This window comes from Streptomyces graminilatus (assembly GCF_001418565.1).
GTDB lineage: Bacteria > Actinomycetota > Actinomycetes > Streptomycetales > Streptomycetaceae > Streptomyces > Streptomyces graminilatus.
In genome coordinates this window covers 1-11,605 of record NZ_LIQQ01000353.1, presented here as the reverse complement: position 1 = coordinate 11,605, position 11,605 = coordinate 1, and the positions used below count along the sequence as shown (strand labels likewise).

At 68.8% G+C, this 11,605-nt stretch carries 8 protein-coding genes and 2 pseudogenes; 3 read left to right on the top strand and 7 right to left on the bottom strand.

Features of this window, described 5'->3' with window-relative positions; all coding sequences use genetic code 11:
• Positions 1–38 precede the first annotated feature (38 nt).
• On the bottom strand, positions 39–1,082 hold the full coding sequence (locus tag AOK08_RS28245; protein ID WP_055531262.1) for an NAD(P)-dependent alcohol dehydrogenase: 1,044 nt from the start codon (positions 1,080–1,082) through the stop codon (positions 39–41).
• Positions 1,083–1,253: 171 nt separating this feature from the next.
• Between AOK08_RS28245 and AOK08_RS28240 the strand changes: the two genes are divergently transcribed.
• Entirely contained in the window at positions 1,254–2,204 is a 951-nt protein-coding gene (locus AOK08_RS28240; RefSeq protein ID WP_055531260.1) for a helix-turn-helix transcriptional regulator, read from the top strand.
• A gap of 117 nt (positions 2,205–2,321) precedes the next feature.
• On the opposite strand, the gene AOK08_RS28235 is transcribed toward AOK08_RS28240, so the two are convergent.
• From AOK08_RS28235 to AOK08_RS28225, 3 genes are all read right to left on the bottom strand, one after another.
• A complete protein-coding gene (locus tag AOK08_RS28235; RefSeq protein ID WP_079054318.1) occupies positions 2,322–5,579 on the bottom strand; it encodes a S8 family peptidase in 3,258 nt (1,085 codons plus the stop codon).
• Positions 5,580–5,960: 381 nt separating this feature from the next.
• Positions 5,961–7,232 (bottom strand): L,D-transpeptidase, encoded by a 1,272-nt coding sequence (locus AOK08_RS28230; RefSeq protein WP_198539418.1) that lies wholly within the window; start codon positions 7,230–7,232, stop codon positions 5,961–5,963.
• 246 nt (positions 7,233–7,478) lie between these two features.
• Positions 7,479–7,832, bottom strand: a complete 354-nt coding sequence (locus AOK08_RS28225) for a hypothetical protein (RefSeq protein ID WP_055531254.1) — start codon at positions 7,830–7,832, stop codon at positions 7,479–7,481.
• Between the two features lie 110 nt (positions 7,833–7,942).
• On the opposite strand from AOK08_RS28225, the gene AOK08_RS28220 reads away from it, so the two are divergent.
• Together AOK08_RS28220 and AOK08_RS28215 are read left to right on the top strand one after the other, a co-directional pair.
• Entirely contained in the window at positions 7,943–8,365 is a 423-nt protein-coding gene (locus AOK08_RS28220; RefSeq protein WP_055531252.1) for a hypothetical protein, read from the top strand.
• 82 nt (positions 8,366–8,447) lie between these two features.
• Positions 8,448–9,278 (top strand): hypothetical protein, encoded by an 831-nt coding sequence (locus AOK08_RS28215; protein WP_157876835.1) that lies wholly within the window; start codon positions 8,448–8,450, stop codon positions 9,276–9,278.
• 129 nt (positions 9,279–9,407) lie between these two features.
• Here the strand turns inward: AOK08_RS28215 and hutH are convergent, their stop codons facing one another.
• The 3 genes and pseudogenes from hutH to AOK08_RS47635 form a co-directional block, all read right to left on the bottom strand.
• Positions 9,408–10,946: a histidine ammonia-lyase gene (gene hutH, locus AOK08_RS28210; RefSeq protein ID WP_055531248.1), complete on the bottom strand. Its 1,539-nt coding sequence runs from the start codon at positions 10,944–10,946 to the stop codon at positions 9,408–9,410.
• A gap of 199 nt (positions 10,947–11,145) precedes the next feature.
• Positions 11,146–11,406, bottom strand: a pseudogene (locus AOK08_RS47640) (diguanylate cyclase); the annotation flags it as partial.
• A 2-nt stretch (positions 11,407–11,408) separates the two neighbouring features.
• A pseudogene (locus tag AOK08_RS47635) lies at positions 11,409–11,605 on the bottom strand (diguanylate cyclase domain-containing protein); the annotation flags it as partial.

Sequence of the window (11,605 nt, the reverse complement as noted above, 5' to 3'; positions counted from 1 at the left end):
AGGCGACACCTGAGGACTGCCAGGACTACCAGGCCAGATCAGATCGTCGCGGCGTCGATCACGAAGCGGTAGCGGACGTCGCTGGCGAGGACCCGCTCGTACGCCTCGTTGATCTCCGAGGCGCTGATCAGCTCGATCTCCGAGCCCAGGCCGTGCTCGGCGCAGAAGTCCAGCATCTCCTGGGTCTCCTGGATGCCGCCGATGCCGGAGCCCGCGAGGGTCTTGCGGCCCATGATCACCGAGAACAGGTTCAGCGCGACGGGCTCCTCGGGGGCGCCGACGTTCACGAACGCGCCGTCCGTCTTGAGGAGGGACAGGTAGCTGTCCAGGTTCAGCGGGGCCGACACCGTGGACAGGATGAGGTCGAAGGTACCGCGCAGCTCCTTGAACGTGGCCTCGTCGCTGGTCGCGTAGTAGTGCTGGGCGCCCAGCTTCAGGCCGTCGTCCTTCTTGCGGAGGGACTGCGAGAGGACGGTGACCTCGGCGCCGAGCGCGTTCGCGATCTTGACGCCCATGTGGCCGAGGCCGCCGAAGCCGAGGATCGCGACCTTCTTGCCGGGGCCGGCGTTCCAGTGCTTCAGCGGGGAGTACGTGGTGATGCCCGCGCAGAGCAGCGGCGCGGCCACGTCGAGGGCCAGACCGTCGGGGATACGGACCGTGAAGGCCTCGTCCACGACGATCTTCTGGGAGTAGCCGCCGTACGTCGGCTCACCGTTCTTGTCGAGCGCGTTGTAGGTGCCGACGCCGCCCTTGAGGCAGTACTGCTCCAGGCCCGCCTCGCAGTTCTCGCACTCGCGGCACGAGTCGACCAGACAGCCGACGCCCACGTGGTCGCCGACGGCGAACTTGGTGACACCGGGGCCGACCGCCTCGACGACACCGGCGATCTCGTGGCCCGGGACCATCGGGAACATGGCCTCGCCCCAGCCCTCGCGGGCCTGGTGGATGTCGGAGTGGCATATACCGGCGAACTTGATGTCGATCAGGACGTCGAACTCGCGGACCTCGCGGCGCTCGATGGTCGTGCGCTCCAGGGGAGCCTTGGCGGAGGGTGCGGCGTATGCGGCGACGGTGGTGGTCATGCCGGGGGTTCTCCTAGGGGGGATTCGCTCCCGGCCGCCTTCTGACCGGGTGCGACGACCAGTCTGCCCAAGATCGCTCCCCTCACCCAGTCCACGCTTCCGCGTACGTCCAGCGGTCCTACCACTGGCGGGGTCAGGCTCGTGATCGTACGACCGGGAATAATGAACCGTATGGACGAACACCCCGAATCCATGGATCCCGCGCACGCCTCCGGGAGCTTCGGCGCCGGCGGGGCCCTGGACCGGCGGGCCGAGCTGAGCGAGTTCCTGCGCACCCGGCGGGCCCGGCTCAAGCCGCAGGACGTGGGGCTGCCGGACTTCGGGCGGCACCGCCGGGTGCCCGGGCTGCGCCGTGAGGAGCTGGCCCAGCTGGCCGGGGTGTCCGTCGCCTACTACACGCGGCTCGAACAGGGCAACGGACAGAACGTCTCCGCCGAGGTCCTCGACGCCATCGCCCGCGCCCTGCGGCTGACGAACGCCGAGCACGCCCACCTCACCCACCTCGCCAAGCCGAAGCAGCACAAGAAGAAGCCGTCGGCGCGGACCCAGGCCGTACGGGGGACGCTGCGGCAACTACTCGACACGATGGACGGCGTACCGGCGTACATCGCCGGGCGGCGGACGGACATCCTGGCGTGGAACACGATGACGGCGTCCCTCTTCGGGGACTGGGCCGAGCTGCCGCCGCAGGACCGGAACTGGGCGCGGCTGGTGTTCCTGCGGCCCGAGTACCACGACCTGTTCCTGGACTGGGAGCAGAAGGCGATCGACATCGTCTGCCATCTGCGGATGGACGCCGGCTGCTATCCGGAGGACCCGAGGCTGTCCGCGCTGGTGGGTGAGCTGTCGGTGAAGAGCGAGGAGTTCCGGCGGCTGTGGGCGACCCACGACGTCAAGGAGAAGAGCTTCGGGGTGAAGCGGTTCCGGCATCCCCTGGTGGGCGAACTGACCCTGAACTTCGAGTCGTTCGCACTCCCTGACGACGGTGACCAGATGCTGATCGTCTACCACGCCGAGCCGGGCTCCCCCTCGGCGGAGGGCCTGCGCCTGCTGGCGAGCTGGGGCCGGGACGCGGCGAAGGCGGGCACGGATACGGGTGCGGGTGCGGCCACAGGTTCGTGAAGTGACCGTCACACGGACCGCTCACACGGACGGCCCGCCGGGGATGTCCCCGGCGGGCCGTCCGCCGATCAACCGCTACACGTACGCGTAGGGCCTTTTACTACCGCACTACGGGCTCTACTTGCCGAAGTACGCGTCGTAGATCGAGATCGTCGACTTGTTGCCCTTCTTGTCGCTGATCTTCGCGTGGAAGGAGATCGCCGCGCCCTTCTTCGGGTTCACGACGGTGACCTTGCCGTTCGTCACGGTCAGCTTCTTCCAGGTGCGGCCGTAGTCGTACGACGCGTACACCGACAGCGACCCCAGGTTGCTGCCGCGTGCCGCGCCCTCGACGACGACCGGGAAGGTGACCTTCTTCTCCGCCGTGACCTTGTTGTCCAGGCCGACGGGCGCGTTGAAGCGGACCGAGGAGACCGGGAGCTGCGCCACGTCCGCCGACTTCTTGGAGCGGAACGTCCAGCTCGCGTCGATCCGCGTGGACGCCTCGGCGACCTTGATGCTGCGCTTGACGGACGTCGTCAGCTTGTACCCGGCGTCACCCGCCGGCACCTTGAACAACCCTCCGCCGAACAGCGGGTCGTCGTTCGTGCCGACCAGTTGGCCGTTGCGGTACAGCGACGTCTTCACCGAGGTGAAGTCGGACGAGCCGGCGTGGCCCGCGCCGTCGGCGAACAGCGGCAGCGAACCGAAGATGAACTGGCCGTCGCGGAAGACACCGAAGTCCGGAAGCAGCCGGGGCCCGAAGACCGCGGTGTTGAAGGTGCGGGAGTACTTGCCGCCCGGCCGTGCCTTCTGCAGGTTCCCGAGGGAGTAGAAGGCCTCGGGGATCGGCAGACCCTGCGCGTCCCTGCCCTTGAACTGGGCGAAGTCGAAGGCCCACTGGACGTTCTCACCCGTGGTCACGTACGCCGTGTGCGTGGCCGGCAGGGCCTGCTCGACGGGCACCCCGAAACCGGCGTCCTCGGGCAGGACGGCGGTCACGTTGAGCGCGCCGGTCTTGTTGGGTGCTCCGGCACCGAGCTTGCTCGTCACCGTGGCGAACTCGCTCGCCTTGAAGTGACGGACCTTGGCGCCCACGATCCTCTTGCCCTTGGCAGTGGTGATCGCGTCGTACTCCTTGCCCGCGCCCTTGCTGAACTGGCCGAACCAGGTCTGCGTGAGGCCGGGGGTGTCCGGGCCGAGGTGGGCCATCCGGATGTTCGCGAAGGAGTCGAGCTGGACCCCGATGCTGATGCCTGCCTTGTCGTACAGGTAGTCGACCGTCGCGCTCAGCGGCTTGGCGGTGGCGTCCGGCACCGTGATGTCGGCCGCCTTGGTGGTGCGGGCGTCGACCGTCAGCGAGACGTTCCTGTTGACCTCGATCTTCGGCTGGACCACCCAGTCGATGCCTCCACCGCCCAGGTCGGGCTTGGTGAAGTCCTTCGCGATCCAGGCGTCCATGAGGTACGTGCCCTTGGGCACGCGCACGGTCGTGGTGCCGGTGGCGACCGGCGGGATCTGGAAGGTCCGGTCGGTGCCCAGGCCGCGGTAGCCCGCGAGGACCGAGTTGTACTCGTCCGTCGGCTGACCGGTCTTGTCGATGTGCTTGACCGTGACGTCGTACGACTCGATCTCACGGTTGACCGCGGCGGCCGTACGGACGGCCTGGGCGCCGGCCGTCGCCGTCACGTACGAGGAGTACGCGCCGTCGAGAGTGCCGCCCAGCTTGGTGTTGACGGTGTAGCCGACCGAGGCGGTGCCGTGCGCCGGGACCTTCAGGGTCGTCGCGGCCAGCTTGAAGAAGCCGGCCGGAGCGGCCTGGCCCTTCGGGTTGGTCGCGGTCGCCGACAGCTTCAGCGTGACGTCGGTCGTGCCGAGGTTGCGGTACGTCAACTGCTTGGTGACCGGGGTGTCGTCGGTGTGCGGCCACGCCTGCGTACCGAAGCTCAGCGACCCGGGTTCGGCGATCACGGTCTGCTTGATGGCCTTGTCGACCTGGATACGGCCCGCGCCCTGCTGGAACGCCGAGTACTTGCCGCCCTTCGCGGACCCGGTGAGTACGCCCTTGATCTCGGCGTACGTCCAGGTCGGGTGCTCCTGCTTGAGGATCGCCGCCGCGCCCGCCACATGCGGCGTCGCCATCGACGTACCCGAGATGGTGAGGTAGCCCGGCGGCTTCTCGCCGACCTCCTGCTCGATGACGCTGCCCTTGGCGGAGGCTGCCGTGATGTCCACACCGGGCGCGGTCACGTCCGGCTTGATGGCGCCGTCGCCGACCCGCGGGCCGGTGCTGGAGAAGTCGGCCAGCTTGTCGTGGTCGTCGACCGCGCCGACGGTGAGCGCCGCGTCGGCGCTGCCCGGCGAACCGATCGACTCGGGGCCGGAGTTGCCCGCCGCGATCGCGAAGAGGATGCCCTTCTCGGCGGACAGCTTGTTGACCGTCGCCTCCAGCGGGTCGATCTCGGGGGTGTCCTGGCCGCCGAGGCTGAGGTTGACGACCTGGGCGCCCTGATCGGCCGCCCACTCCATGCCCGCGATGATGCCGGAGTCGTCACCGCCGCCGTTGTCGTCCAGGACCTTGCCGCTGATGATCTTGGCGCCGGGCGCGACACCCTTGTACTTGCCGCCCGACTTGGCGCCGGTGCCCGCCACGATGGACGCGACGTGCGTGCCGTGGCCGAACTTGTCGGTGACGCTCGTGGCCGTGGTGAAGTTCTTGGCCGCGATCACCTGGTCCCTGAGGTCCGGGTGGGTGGCGTCGACACCCGTGTCCAGGACGGCGACCTTCACGCCCTTGCCGTCGAACCCGGCCGCCCACGCCTTCGGCGCGCCGATCTGCGGCACGGACTTGTCGAGGCTGGCCCTGCGGGTGCCGTCGAGCCAGATGTGCGCGATCCCGGCGGCGGTCCTGTCGCCGTTGGTCACCGCGTCCCAGAGTTCGTGGGCGTCCTTCTGCGGGGTCTGCACGGCGTCCGCGTTCAGGATCTTCAGCGTGTGACGGAGGTTGCCCGCGTCGCGGACATCGGCCTTGGCGGCGGTCGCCGCCCCCTTGTAGCCGACGATGACCTTCAGGCCCTTCTGCTGGGACCTGAGGGTCGCCTCCTTGCTCAACTCGGTTATGTCGAACAGCCGTTGGTCGAGCTTCCCGCTCGCGACGAGTCGGGCCGCGTCGGCCGGGACGACGAGCGTGTGCCCGCCTGCCTTGCGGATCTGCACGGGTATCTTGTCCCGGCCCGGCGCCCGCTCCAGGCCGACGACGCGGCCCTTCGCGTCGACGGCGACCCGGTCACCGGTGATGAGTGTGATGCGGTGTGCGGGCTTGAGCTTCTGTGCGGCGCTGGTCAAGCGCTGCTGCTCGGCCCTCGGGTCGGCCTTCGCGGTCGCCGGGCTGGTCATGCCCGCCGCGAGGGCAACTGTGGCCGCTGTGGCCACCGTTGCGACCCATGCTCTTTTCACTTCTGTGCGCAAGTCTCCCCCTGGAGCTGGCTGAAGTACCGGGCAGTTCCCCGTTCACCCGGCCGGGGGGAGTCCCGTACGCATGCGCGCACGCCCCCCGGCCGTGAATTATGCCGAGGGATGATCAGACGCTCAATAGACTGAGCGATTGCGCATTGGCTGTTACGAGGCAGTTACGAAACATTGCGCATTTGACGGACGGAAACCACAGAGGCGGAAACGCGGAGGGTGGCCGCTCGCGGGAGCGGCCACCCTCGAAACACGGGGAGTTGGCGACGGAACCGGACCGGACCGGGATCCGATCCGGCTGATCCGGGCTGATCAGATCGCCGAACCCGCCTTCCACGCAGCCCAGTCCAGGTTCCAGCCGTTGAGGCCGTTGGCCGGGTCGACGGTCTTGTCACCGGTGTTCCGGACGTCGACGACGTCACCGACGATCGAGTGCTCGAAGAACCAGAAGCCCTCGGAGTTCGGGTCGTTGGCGCCCTTGGTGTCGTTCAGGCCGACGCAGCCGTGGCTGGTGTTGACGTTGCCGAAGACGGAATCGTCGCCCCAGTAGTTGCCGTGCACGAAGGTGCCGGAGTTGGTCAGGCGCATGGCGTGCGGCACGTCCTTGATGTCGTACTCGCCCTTGCCGTCGGCGTCCGTGAAGCCGACCGTGGCGCCGTTCATCCGGGTCTCCTTGAACTTCTCGGAGATCACCATCCGGCCCTGGTACGTCTTGTTCTCCGGCGAACCCGCGGAGATCGGAATGGTCTTGATGACCTCGCCGTTGTGGGTGACCTTCATCGTCTTCGTCTTGGCGTCGACGATGGACACCTGATTACGGCCGATCTTGAAATTGACCGTCTTCTGCTGCACGCCGTAAAGATCGTTCCCGCCCTTCACGCCGTCGAGCGCCAACTTCAGCGTGACGGTGGAGTTCTCCTTCCAGTAGTCGTCGGGCCGGCAGTCCATGCGGGTGTCGCTGAACCAGTGGCAGACGACCTCCTGCCCGCTGGTCGACGAAACCGTGACGCCCTTCTGCACGGCCGCCCGGTCGGTGATCGCCTTGTCGAAGTTGATCGACACGGGCATGCCCACACCGACGGTCGAACCGTCCTCGGGGGTGAAGTAGCCGACGAAGCTGTTCGCGGCGGAGACCGTGGTGAACGAGGCGTTCTCGTGCGCGGCGCGGCCGTCGGCGTCCTTCGCCTCCGCCGCCACCTTGTAGGTGGTCGCGCGCTCCAACTGGGCGCTCGGCTTCCAACTGGTCTTGTCGGCAGATATCTCACCGGCGACCGGGGTACCGTCCGCCGTCGTCATCTCCACGGCCGAGAGGGTGCCCTTGGCCACCACCACCTGGGCGGCGTTGTTGATGGAGGCGTTGTTCGAACCGTCTCCCGGCGTGATCTTGATCTGGGCCTCGGACGCCTTCTCGGCCGCCGCCTCGTCGGCCTTGGCCTGAGAGGTGTCGGTTCCGCTGCCGCCCTTGGAGTCACTGTCGCTGCCACCTCCGCTGCAAGCAGAGAGCACCAGCACGCCACCGAGCAGGGCGGACGCGGCCATGAGACCCCTGCGCCGCCTACTGTCCGTCATCACACGCTTCTCCATCGTTGCCGAATCCCAAGCCAAATCAGCGAGGGTCCCCGTAACACGCTTCAACGCTACGGCCGGTTCATCCCGTTCAACATTCACTCGTTGTGTGGGGCACACCACGTCGCCCGGGTCACAGGGAGCTGTCCGCTCATCCCGTACGCCACCGGGTCGCGTGGTGCCCATACCGGTCACCGCGTCTCCTGAGACGACGAGACCCCGGTCGGCGGTTGCCGTCCGGGATCTTGTTCCTCCCCAGCCGCGTCAGCCGTCCAGCCGCTCCCCGACCACTGCGTCGCCGTCCGACTCATCATCCTCGTCCAGATCCCAATCCGGCGAATCCGGGTCGTAGTCGATCTCCTCGCTGCTCCAGGATGCCTGCGCGAGTTCGGTCCCCGGCACCTCGCCGACCAGGTCGAACGGGTCCACGAGGTACGCGAGCGCCTCCGCGGTGTCTTCCGTCACAGTGTCCTCGGCATGCACCCGCTCGTCGGCCGGCATCTCGGTGTCACCGGCGATCCGCTCCAATGCGGCCTTCGTCAGGGCGTCCACGTCGTCGACCTCGACGACCAGTTCCACGCGAAGCCGTACAAAACGCGATGTCTCTGATGTGCTCATGGTCGGAGAGCGTACGGCTCACGGCTCCCGCAACTTTCCCACGACCCACGACTTTCATTAACATCGGGGCCACGGCCAATTCGCCAGCGCCACAAGGGGATCGATATTCCGTGTCATCCGCACGTCGATCGTTGTTGACCGCCACCGCCGCGGGCACCCTGCTGGGCGCCCTGTGGTTCGTCCCCTCCGCCAACGCGACGGCCGAGAAGCCCGCGGTGCAGCCGGTTGAGCAGCGGCACAGAGCGGGCACGTCCATGTCCTCCATGTCGGAGCACACCCAGCGGATCTCCCTCACGGGCACCAGAGCCACGAACGCGAGCGTGAGCACGAGCACGAGTACGTCCGTCGGCTCGGCCACGGCGACGACCGCGACGACGACCTCCGACACGGGTACCGGCGCCGCCGACGGCACCCGCCTCGCCGACACCGGCAGCTTCAACACCACGCCGTACGTCGTCGGTGGCACGTTCTGTCTCGGTCTGGGCGCCGGGTTCGTGGCGTACTCGCTGCGCCGGGAGCGGCTGGAGCTCTGACGGGCCCACGAACGAAAGCCCAGAACTTTTGACGAACTTTAAGGATTTGACGTTTATTTGACCGTCGGTCCATAGTCCGCTCATGAAGAGATCATCGAGGGTGCGCGTGTGCGCCACGACGACCGTGGGCGTGCTGGCGCTCACCCTCATCACGGGGTGTGGCGGCGACGACTCCGGCGAGTCCAAGAAGTCCAAGGAATCCGGGGGGTCGGCGACGACACAGGCCGACGAGCCCGCGAAGGCGGCGAAGGCCGCGACCAAGGCCGAGCTGGAGAAGCTGCTCGTCACCAAGGCCGACGTGACCGGCTACAAGGTCGAGTCGGCCACCGCCGAGATGAAGGCGGTGGGCACCAAGAGCAACGTCAAGGTCACCGAGCCGGCCTGCGCGCCGATCGTGTACGCCATCTCGGGCATGGCGCCCGGCGACGAGGCGCCCGTCGTACAGGGCAAGGTCACCCAGAACCTGGACCCCGAGGCCAAGGCCAAGGCCAAGGGCAAGGGGTCCGACGCGGGGTGGCAGGACGCGTTCGCGGAGTCCATGAACATCGACATGACCTTCCTCTCGCTCTCCTCGTACGAGGGTGACGGCGCCGAGAAGACCATGAAGGCCGTCGCCGACGCGGTCGCCGCGTGCTCGGGCGGATTCTCGGCCACTGTCGGCTCGGAGAGGACGAAGTACGAGAAGGTCGCGCCGGTGAAGCCGTCCGGGTTCGGTGACGAGTCCGTGGCGTTCTCCGTGAAGGGCGCGGCGGAGGAGCCGGACGACCCGACCGGCTTCACCTACGGCGAGGTCGTGCGCCACGGGAACACCATCGCGGCGTACACCACGGTCAACCTCGGCAAGGTCGTCTCCGGGGAGCCGTACGCCGTCTCGGCCCCGGTGGTGAAGGCCCAGTCGGCCAAGCTGAAGTAGCGAGCAGGCACAAGTCAGGCGAAACGATTCGGGGCCCTGTCCGGCAACACCGGCAGGGCCCCGCTCACGCTCCCCGTACAGGAGTCACCCGTACAGGAGTCACCCGTACAGGAGTCACCCGTACAGGAGTCACCGCAACGGCCCGGTCACCGGCTCCACCGCCGCGACCAGGTGCCCGCCGCGCACGAACACGTCGGCCGCGGCGAGGTCGGGCGCCAGGAACCGGTCAGGGCCCGGCCCTTCGACACCGGCGGCCCGTACGGCGTTGATGACGGCCCGGGACGCGGGTGCGGGGGTGAGCCCCTCGCGCAGCTCGATGGCGCGCGTGGCCGCGTACAGCTCGACGGCGATGACCCGGGCGAGGTTGTCGACGGCCGTACGGAGCTTGCGCGCGGCCGACCAGCCCATGGAGACGTGGTCCTCCTGCATGGCGGAGGACGGGATCGAGTCCGCCGAGGCGGGCACGGCGAGCCGCTTCAACTCGCTCACCAGGGCTGCCTGGGTGTACTGGGCGATCATCAGCCCGCTGTCCACCCCGGCGTCGTCCGCGAGGAACGGCGGCAGCCCGTGCGAGCGGTTCTTGTCGAGGAGCCGGTCCGTGCGCCGCTCGGCGATCGAACCGAGATCGGCGGCGGCGATGGCGAGGAAGTCGAGGACGTACGCGACCGGAGCGCCGTGGAAGTTCCCGTTGGACTCGACCCGCCCGTCGGGCAGGACGACGGGGTTGTCGACGGCGGAGGCGAGTTCCCGCTCGGCGACGAGCCGCGCGTGCGCCATGGTGTCGCGCCCGGCGCCGGCGACCTGCGGGGCGCAGCGCACGGAGTAGGCGTCCTGGACGCGCGGGGCGCCGTCCTGGTGGTGCCCGGTGAGCTCCGAACCCTCCAGCACGGCAAGCATGTTGGCCGCGCTGGCCCCCTGTCCCGGGTGCGGCCGGATGGCGTGCAGCTCGGGCGCGAGGACCTTCTCGGTGCCGAGAAGTGCTTCGAGCGAGAGCGCCGCGGTGATGTCGGCGGACTTGTAGAGGGTGTCCAGGTCGGCGAGGGCCATGATCAGCATGCCGAGCATGCCGTCGGTGCCGTTGAGCAGGGCGAGGCCCTCCTTCTCCCGCAGCTCGACGGGGGCGATGCCGTGCTCGGCGAGAAGCTCACCGGCGGGCCGCACGACCCCGTCGGGACCCTCGGCGTCACCCTCGCCCATGAGCGTGAGGGCGCAGTGGGAGAGGGGCGCGAGGTCACCGGAGCAGCCGAGGGAGCCGTACTCGTGCACGACCGGGGTGATCCCGGCGTTGAGCACGTCGGCCATGGTCTGCGCGACCTCGGGCCGTACGCCGGTGTGTCCCGAGCAGACGGTCTTGAGCCGCAGGAACATCAGCGCCCGTACGACCTCCCGCTCGACCCGCGGCCCCATGCCGGCGGCGTGCGAGCGGACGATGTTGCGCTGGAGCTGGGCGCGCAGCTCGGGGCTGATGTGCCGGGTCGCCAGGGCGCCGAACCCGGTGCTCACGCCGTACACGGGCTCGGGCTTGGCGGCCAGCGCGTCGATGATCCCGCGAGCCTTCGAGAGGGCGGCGACGGCCTCCCCGGACAACTCGATCCGGGCCCCGCCACGCGCCACGGCGAGCACGTCGTCCGCGGTCACTCCGAACGTCCCCACCACCACAGTGTGCATATCCATATTCAGGAGCGTACGCAGTGAATTCCAAGATGTCACCATCGGGTGGCCGTTACACCCCTTACACGCGCTCCCGACCAGCCCGTCCGGCGTTTGAGGACGAGGCCGTTCAGGCCGACAGCGGGGGTCCGGGGGCGGCAGCCCCCGGGGAGGCCCACACCAGCGCCGGGTGCCCAACCCCCCGCTAACCCGTCCCTCAGGGCTGACGCCCACGGAACCGCCGCCGCTCAACATCCTCTCCCCCGGCGGGCCCGGAATCAGCAAGCTGGACGACCGGGTCACTGGGCCCCTCGCGCCCCGCGACAACCGGCCGCTCCGAGCGAACCGCCTTCGCCCGATACTGCGCCGCGTCGGCGAGCCGGAACAACCGCCGAGCCGTCCGCACCGGACCGATCTCGTCGGCGGTGGACGCGATCCCACAGGCGACCCCCTCCCCCAGCTCCAACTCGGCGGCGCGNNAGCCGGGCGGCCAGCGCGCCGGGCAGCCTGGCCCCGCACAGCGACAGCACCGACCCGAACCGTTCGAGGAGCCGGTCCCCGACCGCGTGCCCGAGGGTGTCGTTGACGCGCTTGAGCCCGTTCAGATCGCAGACGACAAGACTGACCACCGCACCGTCGCGCCGGTGCCGCTCGATCGCCTCGTCGAGGTGGGCGTC

What these genes read in the sequence shown, in the direction of transcription:
- hutH (WP_055531248.1), bottom strand. Translation starts at nt 10,946, where the DNA reads ATGCACACTGTGGTGGTGGGGACGTTCGGAGTGACCGCGGACGACGTG.
- AOK08_RS28230 (WP_198539418.1), bottom strand. Translation starts at nt 7,232, where the DNA reads ATGGAGAAGCGTGTGATGACGGACAGTAGGCGGCGCAGGGGTCTCATG.
- AOK08_RS28240 (WP_055531260.1), top strand. Translation starts at nt 1,254, where the DNA reads ATGGACGAACACCCCGAATCCATGGATCCCGCGCACGCCTCCGGGAGC.
- AOK08_RS28215 (WP_157876835.1), top strand. Translation starts at nt 8,448, where the DNA reads ATGAAGAGATCATCGAGGGTGCGCGTGTGCGCCACGACGACCGTGGGC.
- AOK08_RS28245 (WP_055531262.1), bottom strand. Translation starts at nt 1,082, where the DNA reads ATGACCACCACCGTCGCCGCATACGCCGCACCCTCCGCCAAGGCTCCC.
- AOK08_RS28225 (WP_055531254.1), bottom strand. Translation starts at nt 7,832, where the DNA reads ATGAGCACATCAGAGACATCGCGTTTTGTACGGCTTCGCGTGGAACTG.
- AOK08_RS28235 (WP_079054318.1), bottom strand. Translation starts at nt 5,579, where the DNA reads ATGACCAGCCCGGCGACCGCGAAGGCCGACCCGAGGGCCGAGCAGCAG.